Here is a 21,040-nt window from a genome sequence, read left to right as displayed (position 1 = left end):
TCAGATCGCTTCATGCTCCATGAGCGTTTCGAGGGAGCGCCGGATGGCCGGAAGCTTTTCTGGGACAAGCCCGCGCAGCGGTTTTCGGGGAACTCCGGCGCCGTAGCCCACCAGATCTGCCGCCGCATAGACGGACTGCACGTAATCGCCTTCCCAGATCAGCCCCATCGACGGCTCCAAGATTTTCCAGAGGGCGCGAACCTCGTCCCATTTATGCTCGGCGGCGGCCTCGACGAGGGCGACGCAGGTTCTCGGAGCGAAGTTCGCCCCACCCCAGATCAGGCCGTCGCATCCGGCATAGAGCGCGTAGGGAACGAGAGGGTCAGCGCCGTTCATGACGAAACGGCCGGTGCGGATAAGTGCTGCCTGCTTTCCAAGATCGCCGCTGCTGTCCTTGACGGCACAGAAGCCGGGGATTTCGTTCAGCCTGTCGAAAAGTTCCGGCGTAACGGCGACGCCGACCGCCTGGGGAACGTTGTAGCCGATCACCGGAAGACCGGCCTTCGCAACCTCGCTGTAGAAATCGACGATGCCCTGGTCGTCGGTCGGTCCTTCGAAGAAGGGCGGGAGAACCATGACGCCTTCGGCGCCGGCATCTCGCGCGCGGATGGTACGCTCGACGACGTCTTCCACGAGGAGAGCGGAGGTCTGCGCAATCACCTTTGCCCGTCCGTTGACGATCCGCGCTCCGCGTCGGATCAGTTCCTCGGATTCCTCCTTGGAAAGGTAGACGTGCATGCCGGTGCCGGAGCTGAACAGTAAGCTCCTGACGCCTGCCGCAAGATAGCGCTCGACATTGTATTCGAGCCTGCCGTAGTCGATACGTCCGGCATCGTCGAACGGCGTGGTAATGGCAAGGTTCAGGCCTGGAAACTGGAAGTCAGACATTCGTTTGGTGTCCCGCGTTAGGCCGTCGAAGGTCAAGGCAATGGTCCTAGAGGGTTGGCGTCTCCAGACCCTCTGGGGCCGCGTACATGGCCATGTTTCGTCGTGAAAGTTCGAGGTGAAGCCGCGCCAGTTCTCCGGCTACGTCGGGATTGCGTTTCCCGATGGCGTCGATCATCTCGTCATGCTGTTGCGTGGCGAGTTCGAGCTCTTCCTGCATGCGAGGCGTGTTCGGGTGCTGGTAGAAGACCTTGCCGATGCGCGCGTGGTCGATCTGCAATCGCCGCAGGCTTGGAACCAGATAGATGTTGTGCGCCATCTCGCCGATCTGTCGGTGGAACTGGTCGTTGTAGAAGACGCGCCCCTCGACGTCGCAGTTGTCAACGGCGTTTCGAAATGATTGCTGAATCTGCTTGAGCACGTCGAGCTGCCCGCGCGTCCCGTTCTCGGCCGCCAGCTTGTTAGCGGTGATGTAGATCATCGGCGCAAGAAGGAAGAAGTCGCGCAGCGACTGGTAACTCATCGAACTGACGCGCGCCGCCCGGTTGGCTTCGAGCTCGATATAACCTTCGCCAGCCATCTGCCGCATCAGCTCGCGAACCGGCGGGCGGGACAGCCCGAACTCCTCGCTCAGCGCCACCTCGTCCAACACCGCACCTGGCGGCAGCTCCATCGTCAGGATGCGTCTGCGGAGCGCAAGACCCAGGTTGCCCTTGCGGTCGGGGTTGCCGATTTCGGAGAGAATGTCATCGTCCATCTCATAATCCTTTTGGAAGACATTATGTAGACATAAGATAGACGTCAAGAATTTCGTGAGGCTCCGGAATCGAATCCGCTCGCCCAGTCAGCGAGAAAACAGGTTCGGGTCAGGAAAAGTTACTGCCTTCACGCGCAGCGAATGCTGCGTCGGCAAGGCGACCGGCAACCGGCAACCTCGATTGCCCATCGATCCATCCGGCAACAGCTATGAGTTCGGCGACGCGCTCTAAAAGGTGAGTTGCACCTTGCAGGCAGCTGCGCGATCGCCGGCGAGCGTGAAGGCGGCGGTGGCTTCTTCGAGCGGCAGGCTGTGACTGATGATCGGCCGCACATCGATCTTGCGGCTGGAGATCAGCTCGACGGCAGTACCGAACTCCTCGTGGAAGCGCTGCGTTCCGTGGAGTTGAAGCTCCTTGCCGACGATGGCGTTGAGAGGGATCGGGACGTCTCCTGTGACGCCGACCTGCACGATCGTTCCGCGCGGCCTGATCGCGGCAATCGCGCCGCGGATTGCCGGGGCGGCGGCCGAGCATTCGAAGACGAGATCGAAATAGCCCTTTCCCGCCTCATATTCCGCAAGCGCAGCGACGTCCTTCGAAACATTGATCGTCCGGCTGGCGCCCATCGCTTTGGCCCGGTCCAGCGCCGCATCCGCGAGATCGGTCACCACGATCTCATCTGCGCCGAAATAACTGGCGACGGCAACCACCAGGGCGCCGATCGGGCCGGCTCCGGTGACCAGCAAGCGCTTGCCTGTGATATTTCCTGCGCGCGATGCCGCGTGCAGGCAGACGGAGAGCGGCTCGCTGCAGGCCGCTTCCGCGGCGGTTGTCGCAGGTCCGACCGCAAAGCATTGCTTGGCCGGCACCACCAGCCATTCCCGGAACATGCCCTGCTCATGCGGCAGGCGCATCGCACTGCCCATGAAGCGCATTTCCAGGCAGTGGATCGGCATGTTTTTCTGACAATATTCGCAATGCCCGCAGGGTTGGCTGGGATTGACCGCCACCAGCGTCCCGGCCTTCAGATCGACCCCCTCGCCCGCTTGGCTTACGGTTCCTGATGCCTCGTGGCCTGGTATGATCGGCTCGCGAACCCGAACCGGCCCGAAGCCGCCGTCCTGATAATAATGCAGGTCGGAGCCGCAGATGCCTGCGGCCGCCATTTTGAGAAGCACCTCGCCGGGGCCAGGGGCCGCAACCACGGCGGTCTCGATCCTGAGGTCGCCCTTTTGGTAAAGCCGTGCCACACGTGTCCGCATCTTCCGCTCCTATCTCAGCAGCCCGAGTTGCTGCGGCAGCCACAGCGATATGGCGGGCACGAAGGTGATCAGGATCAGCGCCAGGAAAAGCGGCACCAGCCAGGGCAGGATCGCCATGGTCGTGCGTTCGACGGAAAGTTTCGCGACCCTCGACAGCACGAAAAGCACCATGCCGAGCGGCGGGTGCAGCAGGCCAATCATCAGGTTCAGCGTCATGATGAGACCGAACTGGACGGGATCGATCCCGAACTTCAGGACGATCGGCAGAAGGATCGGCACGAGGATGGTAATGGCCGCGATCGTATCCAGGAAGCAGCCGACGAAGAGCATCAAGAGGTTCACCAGGATCAGGAAAACCCATTTATTGTCGGTGATCGACAGGATCGCATCGGACAGCAGCTGGGCCGCCTGGCTCACCGTCAGCAGCCATGCAAAGACCGATGCCGCGGTGACGATGAAGAGAACGGATGCCGTCGTCTCGATCGTATCGAAACTTGCCTTGGCGAGCGTCGAGGGCGTCATCGTACGGTAACGCACCAGACCGAGGAACAGAGACCAGAGGACGGCTGCGACGGCGGCCTCCGTCGGTGTGAACCAGCCCATCGTCATGCCGCCGATCAGGATGACGGGCGTCATCAGCGCCATGACGGCGGAGAAGCGGAAATACCAGTCGAGGGCAAGAAGCAGGGCAAGGGCAATGCCCGCCGCAACATTCATCGATACGCCGGCACGCATCATCAGATAGATGGCCAGCGGCACCGCCAGGACGACGACGATTTCCATCCCCGCCGATAGGAGCTCTCTGACATTAAACGGCGCATCCGAGCCCCACCGCTTCTTATAAGCAAAGGCGGCGACCGTGATCATCATCAACAGCGTCATGACGATGCCGGGCAGGATGCCCGCCATGAAAAGAGCGCCGATCGAGACGTTCGCCATCATGCCGTAGATCACGAAAGGCAGCGACGGCGGGAAGATCGGGCCGAGCGTTGCCGAAGCCGCCGTCACGCCGACCGCGGCCTCGACCGGATAGCCGTGATCCTTCATCGCCTTGATCTCGATCGTACCGATACCCGCCGCATCGGCGAGCGCCGTGCCGGACATGCCGGAGAAGATGACCGAACCGATGATATTGACCTGCGCCAGACCGCCCTTCATCCAGCCGACGAGAGCGACCGCAAAGGAATAGATGCGGCCGGTGACGCCGGCCGAGTTCATCAGGTTGCCCGCGAGGATGAAGAACGGCACGGCGAGCAGCGGGAAGCTTTCGACGCCGGCGATCATGCGCTGGGCGACAATGATGTCGGGGGCGACGCCGTAAAGGACGATGTAAAGCACCGATGCCACCGCCATCGAGATGGCAACTGGCACCCCGACCAGCATCAGCACCAGAAACGAGCCAAGAAGCAGTAGCATCAGATCAACCCTCGATGGTCTGGAATTCTTCGGGACGCTCCAGAACGGAGTAGCCGCGGCGCATATTGGCGATGAAGACGACGATCGCGCGGATCAGCATCAGCACGAAGGCGACGAGAACGGAGTAGAAGACGATGTTGCGCGGCAGGTCGATGGTGACCATCTGTTCGTCCGCGACGATGTCGACGTAACGCCACATCAGATGGCAGCCATAGGCGAAGAAGCCGATGCGAACGATATCGACGAAAGTGGCGAGCACGCGCGCCAGACCTGCCGGCATATAGTGATAGAACACATCCACCTGGATATGACGCGAGGTGCGCACGCACATGACGGAACCGAGAAAGACGACGCCGATCAGGCAGTTGATCGCAATCTCCTCGGTCCATGCGTAGCTGTCGTTCAGCACATAGCGCGTGAAGAACTGCAGGAAGACGCAACCCGCCATCAGCCAGAAGACGATCAGCGTGATCCAGTCTTCGATGGCATAATCCGAGACGTTTGCGGTCGGCGCGTGCCCTTCGAACTCGTGACCGATTTCTTCGGCGGTGATTGGCGTGTGAATTTCTTGCGACATGATCGGCCCTGTTTCAGTTGGGGAAGAAGGGCGCGGCGTGTGGGCGCGACCTTTAAACTGCCGACAAAGCTCGTTCTTTGCTTGCTGGCATCCTTCGGCCTTGTGCCGAGGATCTGCCACGCATCGATCGGAGCAGATGCTCGGGACAAGCCCGAGCATGACGAAGGAAAAGTCGGCGAGCTTTGTTAGCGAAGGGCGCGACGCTTAGGCACCGCGCCTTGGGCTTTACTTGATCGCGCGGATTGCTTCCCAATCGGCCTTCTCGTAGCCGAAATCCTCGAAATTGACCTTTTCCATCACGGTCTTTTCGAAATCGGCCTTGTCGACCTCGGCGACGTTCAGGCCCTTTTCCTTGAAGGTCGCAATGAGGCCGTTTTCCTTGCCGGCGATCGTCTTGCTCGTGCGCTCGGCGGCCTCCTGCATCACATCGCCGAAGATCTTCTTGTCCTCGTCGGAAAGGCTCGCCCACCGTGTCTTCGAGATCACGGTGTTGAGGTGATCGACGATGTGGCCGGTGAGGATGATGTTCTTCTGGACTTCGTAGAACTTCTTCGCCTCGATTGTCGTCAGCGGGTTCTCCTGCGCCTCGACCGTGCCGTTCTGCAAAGCGAGATAGACTTCGGCAAAGGCGATCGGCGTCGTGTTGGCGCCGCAGGCGCGCGGCATGGCGAGATAGGCCGGAACGTCAGGCACGCGGATCTTCAGGCCCTGCATATCGGCGCATTTGGCGATCGGCTTGTTTGATGTCGTATGGCGCGTGCCGTAATAGCTGACGGCGGCGATGTGGTTACCGGTCTTGTCTTCATAGCCTTTCGCAAGCCGCTTGAAGACATCGCTCTTGGTGTAGGCGATCAGATGATCGGGACCGCGGAAGATATAGGGGAAGTAAGTCACGCCGATCGGCTTGTAGTCGCGGGCCGCGAAGCTCGATCCCGAGATGATGATGTCGACCGTGCCGAGCTTGAGGCCTTGGTTGATGTCGGCTTCCTTGCCGAGCTGCGATGCCGGATAGACCTCGATCTTGTAGCGCCCGTCGGTGCGCTTGTTGATCTCTTCCGCAGCCCATACGGAATCCGTATGGAAGGGCTCGGATGTTTCATAGACATGCGCCCATTTCAGCACTGTCTGGGCATGCGCGATCGCGCTGCTCGCCATGATCGCGGCTGCGGTGCAAAGTATCGTTGCCAGTCTGCTTTTCATTGCTCTCTCCTCCCGAGCTTGGGTTAAGTCTTGGCAGTTCCTTTCGACGGCCGCTCGTTGCGTCCGCGCTCCTCTTCTCCCGAAAACTCCTCCCCGAAGCTCTCGGAAAACCTCTTCTGCGACATTGTGAGATGGGCGCGCATGGCCGCCTTGGCGCCGGCGGCATCGCCGGCGGCGATCGCGTCGCGGATGGCGCGATGCTCGTCCAGGGCGCTGCGCCATGTCGTGGGCCCCTCGAAGTGGCTGGCAAGCCTTGCGAAATAGGGGGTCATGCGCATGTCGAACATCTCGCCCGTCACCCGGATCAATGTCGCATTCCCAACGATGGCGGCAATGCCGGTGTGGAAGGCGCGATCGGCATCGAGCACTGCGATTGCATCGGTGACCACACCCCCCATGCGCGTCAGCGTTTCATCGAGCAGAGCGATATCGTCAGGTTTGGCGCGACCGGCAGCTTCTTCGGCAATGGCGCATTCGATAATGGCACGCGCCTGAAGCAGCTCGAAGGGCCCCTCCACGGGCTCGCGCTCGGCTCCGGCAATGGTCGCGGCTTGCTGGCGCACCACATAGATGCCGGAGCCCATGCGGATGTTGACGAGGCCTTCGACCTCCAGGACGATCAGCGCCTCGCGGACGGTCGGGCGTGAAACCGACAGTTGCTCCGCCAGGTCGCGCTCGGCCGGCAGCCGCTGGCCGACGGCAAGCTCGCCGCTCGCGATCATCAGGCGAATCTGATCCGCGACCTGCCGATACAGGCGGCGTGATTCAACAGGCGAAAACATCGTGGTCTCCTCGGCGCTTCTCCTCAAGCGCAGCTGGTCAATTGGCCTGACCAATTGGAGAATGAATATCATCGCATGAGTTGTGCGTCAATCCGCCGCACAAACGCAAGACACGAGTATCTGTGAAGGCGTTCGCCCTATTCCCGGAGAATGGCAGCGGTTGTGAGATTGATGGGAACCTTCGTCGTCATTCAAGGTTGGGTGGCCGGATATCGGGAGCAGGACGATGAATTATCTCTGGCTTTTTACGGTCGCGGGCGGAGCGGCGCTCCTGGGTGTTGCCCTTGGCTTTGGAATGATCAAGCAGGATGGACCACGAGCGGTCGCTGCCATTGCGGGTGCTTTCGTCGTTGCCATCGGCGCTCTCGGACTCGGTCTTTATGTCGCCAGTGCGCCCACGCCCCCCCTGCGTGCATCCGACAGAGATGGGTCGCAGAACAGCCTTGCGGCGGCTGCGACGAAGGAAAAGGATTTGCCCGAAAAGTGAAGCAAACCGCCGTGAGCGTGCTGTGCATTGACGCTACAGACGCCGCCATCGGCAGGAGGTGCACTGTGAGATGTTTTGTGGCTGCTGCGGAGCAGGCGTTCGCCTCCGCTCTGGAGGCGATGACGGATGAAGAGCTTTTCGCAATTATGGCAGATCTGGAAATCCGCAGTGAAGCCTGGGTTAATCCTTCGCCTCACGACGAAGACTTCGCAAAAATCGTCCTTACCGAAAGTGCCATAGAAAGACGATTCCCGGGACAGATGTTAAAGCCGTACAAGGAATGGCAAATTCGTCGGACACATCGAGATTGCGCATAAAACACGCCGTGGGCCGGCGTCCCATTGTTTGGCCGGCCGGCTCCCCATACGGAGACAAGGCCCGGGGACGGACACCAGCCAGCGCGGCGCTTACATCGAACTGAGAGGCCGTTGCGGATTTCATCAAACAGCGGGTGGAATAAGGGGATGCCTAGCTCCGGGGATGTGCAAAGCCTCAGTGAGCTGCCTCGCCGACTGAGTCGCCTGACCGCAAGCGTAGTCAATCGAGGAGGTGGTTTCCCAGCATCAACAGTAAGGACTCGCGGGCGCGGCTCACGCGGCTTTTCAATGTGCCGATCCGGCACCCGCACATCCTGGCGGCGTCCACGTAACTCGTCCCGGTAGCCACCAGTGTTAGGGCACGGCGCCTGTCGTCGGGAAGCAGCGTTAGCGCCTGTTGCAACTCACGCTGACGCAGAGCCCACTCTTGGGTTGGCGCGATCGACACCTGCTCCATCGCTACGTCCATGCCAGCCGGTTCCCGTCTTTGCTTGCGATAATTGGTGCAGAACGTGTTTCGAAGAATGGTGAAAAGCCAGGATTTGAGCGAGGTGCCTGGGTGGTAGAGATGAAGCGAGTTTAATGCCTTCATCAGTGTTTCTTGTACAAGATCATCTATATCATCGTCGTTGCGCAGAAACCTTCTGGCGAAGGCGCGTAACGCCGGCGTCAGTTCAACGATTTCTAGCTGGATTGCGGACGTCTCTTTGCTGTTAGAAGCAGAGCGTACCGTAGATAAGAACGTCATTTTGTCTCTCCTATGATGAAAAGGAAAGTTCTGGACGTCCTAATCGTTGCCGTCCGATACCGGACCAATGTCGATAGACAGCGCCATCCCCCGGCGGGCCTGCTGGTCGCAATTGCCTCCGTTTGCGTAGGCGCTAAGCTCGGCCGGAACGATGCCTTCCCGCGGCTGCAAGCAACCTGGCCGAGAAGAGGCAGGCGACGAGAAACTCACGGCGCTCGCACAGTCGTTCGCGAATGCTTGGGGGAAAGCGGGCGGCCTGAAACCCATCACGCCGGCCGGCAAGGGTCGCCGCCTCGGCGGCTATGCTTCCTCGGGTTTCCTTACGCAAAAACCCCGCCAAACTGAACTGACACCAAGGTTGGGTTTCCAACTTCCGGGGTCAGTTCAAAAAGCGGGGTTTTTTCGTGAAGCGGCCGATCAATTATTATGCGCGGCGCACGCCTCATCCATCGGGGTCGCGTTGCTCGTGCCGCCTTGTGTCTGGAGTTTGGCAGAGTTATTGACCGGATTGGGGCACTTGACCTTGTCCGTCGCGCCGCTGGTCGTGGAACCCGTCGTGGTGGTATCCGTTGCCATCGGCTTCTTGGTCTTCGTGTCGCTGGCTGCGCCGCCACCCTGATCGGCTTGATTCTTGTCGATGGTGGCACCGGCCGGAGCCGGATTCGATTGGGCGAAGGCGGATGTGGCCATGCCGATAGCCAAAAGTGACGCTGCTACGAGTTTCATACGCATTGTGATGTCCTCCTTGGGATCCTTGTTGACCCACTCAGAACCTCATTCTTAGATCATTGTTCCGGCTGCAGCCGACAAAATGCACTGCCGCGTCCACAGCCATCGCGCAGCCAAGGTTGAGGTCTGAAACAGCAAAAGGGACAGCTATGACGCGCAAGGGGAATGGCGACTACTTCGCGTAAAGCGCTCGCGACCGCTCGAGATGCTTGAGCAGTGCCGTTTCCGAGCCATCCACGTCGTTTGCTTCAAGGCGGTCGACGATTTCGTCGTGTTCGGCGAGCGTGAATTTTTCCTTGCCGGTCCAGATCAGCATCTCGGTATGGTATTCCTTCAGCCAGGCAAGCATTGCTTCGCTGACGGCGACGTAGATCGGGTTGCCTGATATCTGCGCGATGCGGGTGTGGAATTCCATGTCCGCGTCGATGAACTCTTCGGCCCGCCCAAGCGACATTCGCTGGCGTTCGATAACGTTCCTGAGGTCGGCGATATCATTTGCGGAGGCCCGCTGCGCGGCCTCGCGTGCCATGCCCCTTTCGAAGAAGATGCGGGCGCTCTTGAGATGCTCCAGCGAGTCCGCTGATTGCGACAGCATGATCTTGGCGGTGAGATCGACCTGGCGGAATATCGACTTTGCCGTCAGCCTGAGGACCTTCGCCCGCTCTCCGTGCGAAATGCTGACAAGACCTTTGTTGGCAAGGGACTGCATGGCCTCCCTGATCGCCGGCCGGCCAACGCCGAAGCGTTCCATCAGCACGCGCTCGGACGGCATTTCATCGCCGGGCTGAAGCTCGCCCGAGGTGATCATTCGCTCAAGTCGATCAAACACTTCGTCAGAGAGTTTCCGGCGGACGATTTGTTCGAGGGGCTGGGTCATCACATCTCGCTGGCTCAAAATGTTTCCTCCTAACAGTTTCCGGGTCGAGAACAAAGCTGTCGGCGAAATTTTGCGGATCCGAAGATTCTACTTTTCATAATTTGGAATACTCATTATACCAGATCATGAGTTGACGCCATGGCAATCTACCTGGCGAGAGGAGCAACCACCAGTTTCATGATGATCACCCTGACCTACCGTATCGAAACGCCCGGCAACGTCGAGGCGATGGCGGAAAAGATCGCGAGCGACCAGTCGACCGGAACCTTCGTGCCCGTCCCCGGCGAGACCGAAGAGCTGAAATCGCGTGTCGCCGCCCGTGTGCTGGCGATCCGTCCGCTCGAAGGCGCCCGTCACCCGACTTGGCCCGAGGTCGCCCCCGGCACGCTGCTTCATCGCGCCGATGTCGACATCGCCTTTCCGCTGGACGCGATCGGCACAGACCTTTCTGCATTGATGACCATTGCAATCGGCGGCGTCTACTCCATCAAGGGCATGACTGGCATCCGGATCGTCGACATGACGCTGCCCGAAGCCTTCAAAAATGCGCATCCCGGACCGCAGTTCGGCATCCCTGGAAGCCGCCGCCTCACCGGCGTCGAAGGCCGACCCATCATTGGAACGATCGTCAAGCCGGCGCTTGGTCTCAGACCGCACGAAACGGCGGAACTCGTCGGCGAGCTGATCTCATCCGGCGTCGACTTCATCAAGGATGACGAAAAACTGATGAGCCCGGCCTATTCGCCGCTCAAGGACCGCGTTGCGGCGATCATGCCGCGCATTCTCGATCACGAGCAGAAGACCGGCAAGAAGGTCATGTATGCCTTCGGCATCTCGCATGCAGACCCCGACGAGATGATGCGCAACCACGACATCGTCGCCAAGGCCGGCGGCAATTGCGCCGTCGTCAACATCAACTCGATCGGCTTCGGCGGCATGAGCTTTCTGCGCAAGCGCTCCAATCTGGTGCTGCACGCGCATCGAAATGGTTGGGACGTGCTGACGCGCGATCCGGGCGCCGGCATGGATTTCAAGGTCTACCAGCAGTTCTGGCGGCTGCTGGGCGTCGACCAGTTTCAGATCAACGGTATCAGGGTCAAGTATTGGGAGCCGGACGACAGCTTCGTGTCCTCCTTCAAGGCCGTCAGCACGCCGCTCTTCGACGCCTCCGATTGCCCGCTTCCGGTCGCAGGCTCGGGTCAGTGGGGAGGACAGGCGCCTGAGACCTATCAGCGGACCGGCCGCACCGTCGATCTTCTCTATCTCTGCGGCGGCGGCATCGTCAGCCATCCCGGCGGACCGGCGGCCGGCGTTCGGGCCGTGCAGCAGGCCTGGCAGGCAGCCGTCGCAGACATCCCGTTGGAGACCTACGCAAAAGATCATCCGGAGCTCGCCGCCTCGATTGCGAAATTCAGCGACGGCAAGGGCGCGTGACCGCGATGGATGGACCTCTCATCAGCTATTACGGGGATGACTTCACCGGCTCAACCGATGTCATGGAGGCCTTGGCCTCGAACGGCGTGTCGACCGTGCTCTTCCTCGACATTCCGACGCCGGAATTGCTCGCGCGCTTTGGGGATTGCCGCGCAATCGGCATTGCCGGGACAAGCCGCAGCGAGACCCCCGCCTGGATGCAAGAGCACCTTTCGCGCGCTTTCGAGTGGCTGTATTCGCTCGGTGCTGACATCTGCCACTACAAGGTCTGCTCGACCTTCGATTCCAGCCCCGACATCGGCAATATCGGCAAGGCGATCGAAATCGGCCGATCGGTTTTCGGGCAATCCGTCGTGCCCGTCATCGTCGGCGCGCCGCAATTGAAACGCTATACGGCATTCGGCAATCTCTTTGCCGCTTACCAGGGCCGGATCTTTCGCATCGACCGCCATCCCGTCATGAGTCGCCATCCCGTCACTCCGATGGACGAGGCGGACCTTGCGGTCCACCTGTCGAAGCAGACCCCCCTTCCCGTCCTGGTCGCCGATCTCGTCGCCATCACCGCGATGGACGCCGATGCGCGTGTCGATGAACTCGCGTCGACTTCAGAAGGGATACTGCTCATCGATGTCGACTCCGAGGCGACGCAGGAGGCCGCGGGCCGACAACTGCTTCGTGTCACCGGCCGTTCCGGAAGTTTTGTCGCCGGCTCCTCCGGGATCGAATATGCCATGCTCAGTGCTAGGCGGCGGAGCGGCTTCATCGCCAACAGCGGCGCCGAGTTTCCGGATGTCGGCCCGGTCGACCGCCTCGCCGTCGTGTCGGGCAGCGTATCGCCGACGACCGAGCGCCAGATCCGGACGGCTGTCGAGAACGGCTTCGAGAGCATCGCGCTCGATCCGCTTGCACTGGTCTCGGAACATTGCGAAGCCGCGATGGATGCGGCGGTAGAGGCCGGCATCCAGAAGCTCAGGCAAGGCAAGAGCGTCATCCTGTACACCGCGCTTGGCCCGTCTGCGGACCGTGGCGCCGACATAGACAGGCTTCCGGGCGCTCGTCACCGGCTCGGGAGCGCGCTCGGCACGATCTTGCGCCGCCTGATCGAGAACGAAGCACTATCACGTGCGGTCGTCGCCGGCGGTGACACATCCAGTCACGCACTCAGGCAGTTGAAGATCGACGCGCTGACGACGCTTCTTCCGCTGCCTCAGACGCCAGGCTCTCCGCTTTGCCTTGCGCATGGCGACTATCAGCCGACCAACGGCCTGCAGATCGCCCTCAAAGGCGGCCAGGTCGGGACTGACGGTTATTTCACGCAGATCCGCGAGGGAAGGAAACACTGATGATTTCCATGATCCGGCTTGGCGGAGAAAAACGTGTGGATCATATAATTTAAGTGATATGGTGATTGACTCATCATACCAGTATATGATCCTATCCAGAAACGGAAAAGGTGAGGAAACATGACTAAGATTGCCCTCTTCGGCGCAGGCGGGAAAATGGGATACCGGCTCGCCAAAAATCTCAACGGCTCGCGTTTCGAGGTCCGCCATGTCGAGGTGAGCGACGCAGGCAAGGCCCGTTTGAAGAATGATCTCGGTGTCGATTGCGTACCCGTCGATGTCGGGCTCGACGGCGCTGAGGTGGTGATCCTTGCCGTGCCGGATACGGCAATCGGCAAGGTCGCGGCAGGCATCGTCGACAAGCTCGCATCAGGTACCATGGTGATCGCGCTGGACGCTGCGGCTCCCTTTGCCGGCCACCTGCCGAAGCGCGATGATCTTACCTACTTCGTCACCCATCCCTGCCATCCGCCGATCTTCAACGATGAGACGGACATGCAGGCGAAAAAGGACCACTTCGGCGGCCTCTTCGCCAAGCAGCATATCGTCTCGGCGCTGATGCAGGGTCCGGAAAGCGCCTACGCGCTCGGCGAGGAAATCGCCAAGCTGATCTGGGCCCCGGTCATGCGCTCGCACCGGGTCACGGTCGATCAGCTTGCCATGCTCGAACCGGGCTTGTCGGAAACCGTCTGCGCATCGCTGCTCGTCGTCATGCGACAGGCCATGGACGAATGCGTGGCACGCGGCGTTCCGGAACAGGCCGCCCGCGACTTCCTGCTCGGTCATATGAACGTGCTCGGCGCGGTCATCTTCAAGGAAGTCGACGGCGTATTCTCGGATGCCTGCAACAAGGCGATCGAGTTCGGCATCCCGGCTCTGATGCGCGACGACTGGAAAAAGGTATTCGAACCGCAGGAGATCGCCGAAAGCATCCGGCGCATCACCTGAACCGGCTTGGGGAGGCAAACCCTCCCCTCAACCGCCCCAGGGAGAAGGGGCTTCATTCACAACAGGGAGGAAACCATGAAACTGACGCGCAGACTGACACTTGCAGCTTTTGCCGGCGCACTGGCGCTTGGAACGGCTCTTCCGGCCTTTGCGGCCGATCTCATCGCCATTATCACGCCGGCGCATGACAACCCCTTCTTCAAGGCCGAAGCCGTCGGCGCTGAAGCCAAGGCGAAGGAGCTCGGCTACGAAACGCTCGTCATGACGCATGACGACGACGCCAACAAGCAGTCCGAAATGATCGACACGGCGATCGGGCGCGGCGCCAAGGCGATCATCCTCGACAATGCCGGAGCTGACGCTTCCGTCGCGGCCGTCAAGAAGGCAAAGGATGCAGGCATCCCCTCCTTCCTGATCGACCGCGAAATCAACGCGACGGGCGTTGCCGTCGCCCAGATCGTCTCGAACAACTATCAGGGCGCCCAGCTCGGGGCGCAGGAATTCGTCAAGCTGATGGGCGAGAAGGGCAATTACGTCCAGCTGGTAGGCAAGGAATCCGACACCAATGCCGGCATCCGCTCGCAAGGCTATCATGACGTCATCGACGACTACCCGGAGCTGAAGTCAGTCGCCAAGCAGTCGGCCAACTGGAGCCAGACGGAAGCCTATTCGAAGATGGAAACCATCCTCCAGGCAAATCCCGACATCAAGGGCGTCATTTCAGGGAACGACACCATGGCCATGGGCGCCATCGCTGCGCTGCAGGCGGCCGGTCGCAAGGACGTGATCGTCGTCGGCTTCGACGGTTCCAATGACGTGCGCGACTCCATCAAGTCGGGCGGCATCAAGGCAACGGTCCTGCAGCCAGCCTATGCACAGGCTCAGTTGGCGGTGGAACAGGCAGACGCCTACATCAAGAACAAGACGACGCCAAAGGAAGAGAAGCAGCTGATGGATTGCGTTCTCATCAACGCCGACAATGCCGGCAAGCTCGAAACCTTCGCCCTGACGAACTGATCAGCCGCGAATTGCGGAGGGCGCAGCGCTGCGCCCTCCGCAATGCATTTTGCAAGACGTCGAGGTTCAAAGCATGTTGAGAATGAAGGGCGCCCTGCTCGCCGCCGTCGTGGCGGCCGCCTTGCCCGGTTGTAAGATCATCAAGACGCCGACGGCCGAGGAAAAGGCTGCGGCAGCGGCCAAGACCGCCTTCGACCCGAATGCAAAGGTCGAGGCGATCTGGCAGTCCGAGGCAGTGCCATATTTCGAAAAGCGCGCCGGCGACCTCAAGGACGTCATGCAACTGGCCACCTCCAGCGCCGACACCGCAGGCGAGAAATATGGTAATCCCCGCAAGCAGAGCAGCTCGCCATGGACCTATGCGGTGAAGATCAGCGGCAAGGTTGTCGCGGCCGATACAGCCTCGCGCGCGGCGACGCTCGATGTCGACACCGATGGCGACGGCAAGGCCGATGCGAAGGTGCAGATCGGGCCGGCGCTGCGCGGCACGGCACTCCGCGACACGCTGGAATTCGTCAATTTCAACGAATTCAAGAACCAGATCGAGTGGGCGCAGTTCGGCAAAGCCTTCAACGAGAAGGCCAATACCACCTTTCTCTCCGCCATCCCGCGTGAGGGCCTCCCCGGCAAGACGTTGACCGCGATCGGCGCCTTTCCGCTGCCGAAGAGCGGCGAGTTGCCGCTCGTCACGCCTTCGGAACTGAAGGTCGGCCCATGACCCAAGGAGAGGCACAAAAGGACGATGTTATCCTGCGGCTCGACGATGTGTCGAAGGTCTATTCGGGCATCGTCGCCGTCAAGCGCGCCAATCTTGAGCTTCGCCGCGGCGCGGTGAACGTCCTTGTCGGCGAAAACGGTGCAGGCAAGTCGACACTGATGAAGATCATCGCCGGTGTCGAGCGTCCGACGCTCGGACGCATCATCCTGGATGGGAAGCCCGTATCCTTCGACAGCCCTGCAGACGCGCAGCGGCACGGCATCGGCATGATCTTTCAGGAGCTCAATCTCTTCGCCAACATGTCGGTCGCAGAAAACATCTTTGCCAGGCGTGAAATCACCCGTGGCATCCTCGGCATCGACCACAAGGCGCAGGTGCAAAAGGCCAATGCGTTTCTGAAGCGTCTCGATGCCGGGATCGAGGCGGATACGATGGTCGAGGACCTGCCGATCGGCCAGCAGCAGCTCGTCGAGATCGCCAAGGCAATGTCGTTGAATGCCCGGATCCTGATCATGGACGAGCCGACGTCGGCGCTTTCGGCAGCCGAGGTCGAGATCCTGTTCAAGGTGATCGCGGAACTGAAGGCCCAGGGTGTTGCAATCGTCTATATCTCGCACCGGCTCGAAGAACTGATGCGGATCGGCGATTACATCACGGTGCTGCGTGACGGTCAGGTCACCGGTGAGGCAATGGTCCGCGACATCGACACACGCTGGATCGTGCGCTCGATGATCGGCTCGGATGCCAAGGACTTTGCAAAGTCCGTGGACCACGCCGTCGGAGCCGAGGTCTTTCGCGCCGAAAATATCAGCCTGCCGCGGCCGACGGGCGGGCTTTCGGTCAACGATGTCTCCCTGTCGGTCAAGGCAGGTGAAATCCTCGGCATCTACGGCCTGATGGGCGCCGGGCGTAGCGAATTCTTCGAATGCGTGATCGGGCGGCACACGCACTCGACCGGCAAGATCTTCATCGACGGCAAGCATGTTCGTGCCCGCGACACCACGCGGCGTATCCGTCGGGGCCTTGCGCTCATTCCGGAAGACCGGCAGCGGGAAGGTCTGGTCCAGGTGCTCTCGATCGCCTCCAATCTGACGCTGGCGAGCCTTGGCCGCTTCACCCGGCTCTTCCATATCGACAGGGGTGCGGAAAAGAATGCCATTCGCGATGCGATCCGCGATCTCTCGATCAAGGCGCCGAACCCAGACTTCGAGGTGACCTCGATGTCGGGCGGCAACCAGCAGAAGGTCGTCATCGGTAAGGCGTTGATGACCAATCCGAAGGTGCTGCTGATGGACGAGCCGAGCCGTGGCATCGATGTCGGCGCCAAGGCCGATGTCTTCCGCACCATGCGGCGGCTGGCGGCAAACGGGCTCGCCATTCTGTTTTCGACTTCCGACCTCGAGGAGGTCATGGCGCTTTCCGATCGCATCGCGGTCTTGAGCAACGGCCAGCTGGTCGCCGTCTTCGACCGCAACGAAGCCACGGAAGAAGCTATTATCGCGGCTTCGGCCAAGGGACACGGACATCAAGGGAAACTCGCGTCATGATGGCGGCAACATCAACCACTCTTGCGCCGAAGGGCGCCAACGGCTCGGCGCTTCTGACGCTGATGAAGCTCAGGACGTTCATCGCGCTGTTTGCCGTCATCATCTTCTTTGCGATCTTCGCACCGAACTTCACCTCGACGGCGAACATGATCCTGATGTCGAAGCATGTGGCGCTGAACGCCTTTCTGGCGATGGGTATGACCTTCGTGATCATCACAGGCGGCATCGATCTCTCGGTCGGATCAATCGTCGGGCTTTGCGGCATGGTCGCCGGCGGCCTGATCCTTTACGGCATCGAATTGCCGATCGGCTATACGATCTTTTTCAACCTCTTCGAGATCGTGCTGATCACTTTGTCGATCGGCCTACTCATCGGTCTGATCAACGGCCTGCTGATCACCAAGCTCAACGTTGCGCCCTTCATCGCCACACTCGGCACACTCTATATCGCCCGCGGTCTCGCTTTACTGTCGTCGGACGGCCAGACCTTTCCGAACCTGGTCGGCCGGCCTGAATATGCGACAACCGGCTTCGATTTCTTCGGCGCGGGACGAATTCTCGGTCTGCCGGTATCGATCTGGATCCTGATCGTGTTGGCGCTGCTGGCGGCCTATGTCGCCCGTTCGACGCCGATTGGCCGTCATATCTTCGCCGTCGGCGGCAATGAACGGGCCGCGCGCATGTCCGGTATCCGGGTCGATGTCGTGAAAATCTTTGTCTACATGTTCTCCGGACTGTGCGCCGCAATCGTCGGCGTCGTCATCTCCTCCGAACTGATGGCAGCCCATCCGGCGACCGGCGAAAGCTTCGAACTCAATGCGATCGCCGCAGCGGTGCTCGGCGGCACCTCGATGTCGGGCGGCCGCGGCACGATCGGCGGCACGATCATCGGCGCCTTCGTCATCGGCATTCTCTCCGACGGATTGGTAATGATGGGCGTCTCCTCCTTCTGGCAGATGGTCATCAAGGGCCTCGTCATCATCATTGCTGTCGTCGTCGACCAGGCGCAGCGCCGCCTGCAGCAGCGCGTCACCCTCATGCAGATGGCAAAGGCAGGTTGAGATGACGGAATTGAAAGGGGCTTTGATCGGTTGCGGTTTCTTTGCGATCAACCAGATGCATGCCTGGAACGACGTTCGGGGCGCTGACATCGTTGCGATCTGCGATCGCGATCCGGAACGGCTGAAGATCGTCGGCGACCAGTTCGGCATCGAGCGTCGATACAGTGATGCCGAGGCGATGTTTGCCGATGGCGGTTTCGATTTCGTCGATATCGCCACGACAGTGCAAAGCCATCGCTTTCTCGTCGAAATGGCGGCTCGGAACAAGGTGCCGGCCATCTGCCAGAAGCCGTTCGCCAAGACCTTGTCGGACGCGAAGGCGATGGTCGAGGCGTGTCGCAATGCCGGCATATCGCTGATGGTGCACGAGAACTTTCGCTGGCAGACGCCGATCCAGGCAGTGCGCAAGGCGCTGCACGCGGATGCGATCGGCACGCCCTTCTGGGGTCGTTTCTCTTTCCGTTCGGCTTACGACGTCTTCTCCGGCCAGCCTTATCTGGCCGAAGGCGAACGTTTCATCATCGAAGACCTCGGCATCCATACGCTCGATATCGCCCGCTATATCCTTGGCGACGTTCGATCGCTCACGGCCCGCACCAAGCGGGTCAATCCCAATATCAAGGGCGAGGATGTCGCGACCATTCTGCTCGATCACGAAAACGGCGCCACGTCGGTCGTCGACGTCAGCTACGCCACCAAGCTCTCGAAGGAGCCGTTCCCCGAGACCTTGATCGAGCTCGACGGTTCGGAGGGCACGATCCGCCTGACCCAGGGTTACGGCCTTGAAATCACCAACGCCAAGGGCACCACCACCACTGACGTGTCGCCGAAGCTGCTGTCATGGGCCTCGCGACCGTGGCACAATATCCAGGAGAGCGTCTACGCCATCCAGCAGCATTGGGTCGACCAGCTGGAGCGCGGCGCCGAACATTCGACCTCCGGGGCGGACAATCTGAAGACTTTTGCGCTCGTCGAGGCCGCCTATGACAGTGCGGCCAGGGGACAGACGATCGACGTCGGAGCGATGCTGCGATGACGGTCGATGCGTTCCAGCTTTACGGCACTCGCCTCGTTGAAACGCCGCCGGTTCGGCTGAGAGCCGGAAAACTGGAAGCCGATCTCGCCAACGGTAACCTCCGCACGATCCGCTACGATGGAACCGAGGTGCTGAGGGCGATTTCCTATCTCGTTCGCGACCGGGACTGGGGGACCTACAGCCCCGAGATCACCGATCTCAGGATCGAGCAGAGTGACGATCGTTTCGAGGTCGCCTATCTCGCCCGCTGCGAGGGACCGGATGATACAAAGCTCATCATCGATGTTCGCATCGTCGGAAGTCCGGACCGGCTCGACTTCGAGGCCGAAGCCATCGCCCCGACCGGCTTCGAGACCAACCGCTGCGGCTTCTGCATTCTGCATCCGATCGTCGGCGTGGCGGGTTCACCGGCGACGGTCGAGCATGTCGACGGGCAGATCGTGGCAACACGGTTTCCCGATGTCATCGAGCCCTGGCAGCCGTTCAAGGACATGCGCGCCATCACCCACGCGGTTATGCCTGACGTTCAGGCGGAATGCCGGATGGAGGGCGATACATCTGAAATGGAAGATCAAAGGAACTGGTCGGACGCATCCTATAAGACCTATGTCAGACCGCTCGCTCTTCCCTGGCCGTACCAAATGCCCGCTGATCGGCCGGTCCGGCAGAAAACATCGCTTGTTATCAGGGACGCACGCGGCTCGACACGGCGTCCCCCTGGAATGTCAGGCGGCGCCGTAAAACTTGAACTCGGTGCGCGCACCGGCACCATGCCTGATATCGGCGTGATCATTACGCCCGAAGAGGCCGATGCGACACTGTCGGCAAAGTCCGTCCTGTCGGAGATCGCTCCCCAGGAACTCCTCTTCCATTTCGACCCCGGTGCCGGGCACGGCGTCGACGCGCTCGCGCAGTTCGCCGTACTCGCCGCGGCCCATCGCGGCCGCTCGACGCTGGAGATCGCCCTTCCCTGCAAATCGTCCCCGTCAAGCGAGGCGGCCGAGATCGCCCGCCAGATGCGGCTGGCGGGATTCAGACCGGATGCGATCATGATCTCGCCTTCCGTCGACCGGCAATCGACGCCGCCGGGCAGCAAATGGCCGGAATGCCCGCCGCTGGATGAGGTCTATACGGCTGCCCGCGCCGCCTTTCCCGGCATTCGCATCGGCGGCGGCATGCTGAGCTACTTCACCGAACTCAATCGGAAGCGCGTCCCCAGTGGACAGCTCGACTTCGTCAGCCACTGCACCAATCCGATCGTCCACGCCGCCGACGATCTCAGCGTCATACAGACATTGGAAGCGCTGCCTTTCATCACGCGATCCGTTCGAGCGATCTATGGCGACAAGCCCTACCGGATCGGCCCGTCGACGATCCCGATGCGGCAAAACCCCTATGGCAGCCGCACGATGGACAATCCGGCGGGCGCGCGCATCCCGATGGCCAATCGCGACCCGCGCCACAATGGACGCTTCGCGGAGGCCTTCGCGCTCGGTTACGCGATACGGGTGCTGGATGCCGGTCTGGAATGCCTGACGCTCTCGGCCTTGTCAGGCCCGTTCGGTTTGATCGCCGGTCCGGCCGAACCGACCGAGCAAGGCGGACGGCGCCCGTTGTTCAACACCGTGCACACATTGTCCCGATTGGCTGGCGCATCCTGGCAGGAATGCGTCTCCTCCTCGCCCTCCGAGGTCCTGTCTTTCGTTGCACGGGATGTCGCAGGCGCCAGGCTTCACGTCGTCAATCTGACGGGCGAAGAACGAAAGGTCGATTGCGGCGCATGCCGGCCGGCAGATGCGGGCAAAGAGTTGCTGCTCGCGCCGTTTGCGACCGCAGCCCTCCCGCTGGCGGATTGACCTTCGGCGGTGCAATCGCATTTATGCAGGTGGAGCTCGCAC

At 60.9% G+C, this 21,040-nt stretch carries 21 protein-coding genes; 11 read left to right on the top strand and 10 right to left on the bottom strand.

From position 1 onward, the window contains the following. The 7 genes from RlegSU303_RS26300 to RlegSU303_RS26270 all read right to left on the bottom strand — a co-directional run bounded on the left by RlegSU303_RS26300 (nucleotide 1) and on the right by RlegSU303_RS26270 (nucleotide 6,880). Nucleotides 1-888, bottom strand: a complete 888-nt coding sequence (locus RlegSU303_RS26300; RefSeq protein WP_131718363.1) for a dihydrodipicolinate synthase family protein — start codon at nucleotides 886-888, stop codon at nucleotides 1-3. 46 nt (nucleotides 889-934) lie between these two features. After that, nucleotides 935-1,642 carry a GntR family transcriptional regulator gene (locus tag RlegSU303_RS26295; RefSeq protein ID WP_131718364.1) on the bottom strand — a complete coding sequence of 236 codons (708 nt, stop codon included), beginning with the start codon at nucleotides 1,640-1,642 and terminating at the stop codon, nucleotides 935-937. Nucleotides 1,643-1,870: 228 nt separating this feature from the next. Continuing rightward, entirely contained in the window at nucleotides 1,871-2,905 is a 1,035-nt protein-coding gene (locus RlegSU303_RS26290; protein ID WP_131718365.1) for an L-idonate 5-dehydrogenase, read from the bottom strand. Nucleotides 2,906-2,914: 9 nt separating this feature from the next. Next, complete coding sequence (locus tag RlegSU303_RS26285) at nucleotides 2,915-4,321, bottom strand: TRAP transporter large permease (RefSeq protein ID WP_131718366.1); 1,407 nt, start codon at nucleotides 4,319-4,321, stop codon at nucleotides 2,915-2,917. Between the two features lie 4 nt (nucleotides 4,322-4,325). After that, entirely contained in the window at nucleotides 4,326-4,898 is a 573-nt protein-coding gene (locus RlegSU303_RS26280; protein WP_131718367.1) for a TRAP transporter small permease, read from the bottom strand. Between the two features lie 225 nt (nucleotides 4,899-5,123). Continuing rightward, nucleotides 5,124-6,098 carry a sialic acid TRAP transporter substrate-binding protein SiaP gene (locus tag RlegSU303_RS26275; RefSeq protein ID WP_131718368.1) on the bottom strand — a complete coding sequence of 325 codons (975 nt, stop codon included), beginning with the start codon at nucleotides 6,096-6,098 and terminating at the stop codon, nucleotides 5,124-5,126. A 23-nt stretch (nucleotides 6,099-6,121) separates the two neighbouring features. Continuing rightward, a complete protein-coding gene (locus RlegSU303_RS26270) occupies nucleotides 6,122-6,880 on the bottom strand; it encodes a FadR/GntR family transcriptional regulator (RefSeq protein WP_131718369.1) in 759 nt (252 codons plus the stop codon). Nucleotides 6,881-7,106: 226 nt separating this feature from the next. On the opposite strand from RlegSU303_RS26270, the gene RlegSU303_RS26265 reads away from it, so the two are divergent. Then, nucleotides 7,107-7,367, top strand: a complete 261-nt coding sequence (locus RlegSU303_RS26265) for a hypothetical protein (RefSeq protein WP_131718370.1) — start codon at nucleotides 7,107-7,109, stop codon at nucleotides 7,365-7,367. A 65-nt stretch (nucleotides 7,368-7,432) separates the two neighbouring features. Beyond that, on the top strand, nucleotides 7,433-7,684 hold the full coding sequence (locus RlegSU303_RS26260; protein ID WP_231283906.1) for a hypothetical protein: 252 nt from the start codon (nucleotides 7,433-7,435) through the stop codon (nucleotides 7,682-7,684). 220 nt (nucleotides 7,685-7,904) lie between these two features. Here RlegSU303_RS26260 and RlegSU303_RS26255 read toward each other — a convergent pair whose 3' ends face one another. From RlegSU303_RS26255 to RlegSU303_RS26245, 3 genes are all read right to left on the bottom strand, one after another. Continuing rightward, a complete protein-coding gene (locus RlegSU303_RS26255) occupies nucleotides 7,905-8,432 on the bottom strand; it encodes a sigma-70 family RNA polymerase sigma factor (protein ID WP_131718371.1) in 528 nt (175 codons plus the stop codon). Nucleotides 8,433-8,849: 417 nt separating this feature from the next. Continuing rightward, the gene (locus RlegSU303_RS26250) at nucleotides 8,850-9,164 is read right to left on the bottom strand and encodes a hypothetical protein (protein ID WP_131718372.1); all 315 of its coding nucleotides are present in this window, start codon (nucleotides 9,162-9,164) and stop codon (nucleotides 8,850-8,852) included. Between the two features lie 169 nt (nucleotides 9,165-9,333). After that, nucleotides 9,334-10,038: a transcriptional regulator NanR gene (locus RlegSU303_RS26245; RefSeq protein WP_131708248.1), complete on the bottom strand. Its 705-nt coding sequence runs from the start codon at nucleotides 10,036-10,038 to the stop codon at nucleotides 9,334-9,336. A gap of 138 nt (nucleotides 10,039-10,176) precedes the next feature. Between RlegSU303_RS26245 and oiaX the strand changes: the two genes are divergently transcribed. From oiaX to apnL, 9 genes are all read left to right on the top strand, one after another. After that, nucleotides 10,177-11,472: a 3-oxo-isoapionate-4-phosphate decarboxylase OiaX gene (oiaX, locus tag RlegSU303_RS26240; protein WP_181018168.1), complete on the top strand. Its 1,296-nt coding sequence runs from the start codon at nucleotides 10,177-10,179 to the stop codon at nucleotides 11,470-11,472. Nucleotides 11,473-11,477: 5 nt separating this feature from the next. After that, nucleotides 11,478-12,815 (top strand): four-carbon acid sugar kinase family protein, encoded by a 1,338-nt coding sequence (locus tag RlegSU303_RS26235; protein WP_017957297.1) that lies wholly within the window; start codon nucleotides 11,478-11,480, stop codon nucleotides 12,813-12,815. 120 nt (nucleotides 12,816-12,935) lie between these two features. After that, nucleotides 12,936-13,763 (top strand): phosphogluconate dehydrogenase C-terminal domain-containing protein, encoded by an 828-nt coding sequence (locus RlegSU303_RS26230; RefSeq protein ID WP_017957298.1) that lies wholly within the window; start codon nucleotides 12,936-12,938, stop codon nucleotides 13,761-13,763. A gap of 75 nt (nucleotides 13,764-13,838) precedes the next feature. Beyond that, nucleotides 13,839-14,780, top strand: coding sequence for a D-ribose ABC transporter substrate-binding protein (locus RlegSU303_RS26225; protein WP_131718373.1), 942 nt, complete (start codon nucleotides 13,839-13,841; stop codon nucleotides 14,778-14,780). Nucleotides 14,781-14,853: 73 nt separating this feature from the next. Beyond that, nucleotides 14,854-15,498: a DUF2291 family protein gene (locus RlegSU303_RS26220; RefSeq protein WP_131718374.1), complete on the top strand. Its 645-nt coding sequence runs from the start codon at nucleotides 14,854-14,856 to the stop codon at nucleotides 15,496-15,498. Next, nucleotides 15,495-17,045 carry a sugar ABC transporter ATP-binding protein gene (locus RlegSU303_RS26215; RefSeq protein ID WP_131718375.1) on the top strand — a complete coding sequence of 517 codons (1,551 nt, stop codon included), beginning with the start codon at nucleotides 15,495-15,497 and terminating at the stop codon, nucleotides 17,043-17,045. Before RlegSU303_RS26220 ends, RlegSU303_RS26215 begins: the two co-directional genes overlap by 4 nt. Beyond that, nucleotides 17,042-18,106: an ABC transporter permease gene (locus RlegSU303_RS26210; RefSeq protein WP_017957302.1), complete on the top strand. Its 1,065-nt coding sequence runs from the start codon at nucleotides 17,042-17,044 to the stop codon at nucleotides 18,104-18,106. The genes RlegSU303_RS26215 and RlegSU303_RS26210 overlap by 4 nt, the downstream gene beginning before the upstream one ends. A gap of 1 nt (nucleotide 18,107) precedes the next feature. Continuing rightward, the gene (locus tag RlegSU303_RS26205; RefSeq protein ID WP_131718376.1) at nucleotides 18,108-19,142 is read left to right on the top strand and encodes a Gfo/Idh/MocA family protein; all 1,035 of its coding nucleotides are present in this window, start codon (nucleotides 18,108-18,110) and stop codon (nucleotides 19,140-19,142) included. After that, entirely contained in the window at nucleotides 19,139-20,998 is a 1,860-nt protein-coding gene (gene apnL, locus RlegSU303_RS26200) for a D-apionate lactonase (protein ID WP_131718377.1), read from the top strand. The genes RlegSU303_RS26205 and apnL overlap by 4 nt, the downstream gene beginning before the upstream one ends. The last annotated feature ends 42 nt before the right edge of the window (nucleotides 20,999-21,040 follow it).

This window comes from Rhizobium sp. SU303 (genome assembly GCF_021052345.1).
GTDB classification, from domain to species: Bacteria; Pseudomonadota; Alphaproteobacteria; order Rhizobiales; family Rhizobiaceae; genus Rhizobium; species Rhizobium laguerreae.
The sequence above is the reverse complement of the archived record's forward strand: the minus strand, read 5'-3'. Positions and strand labels throughout refer to the sequence as shown.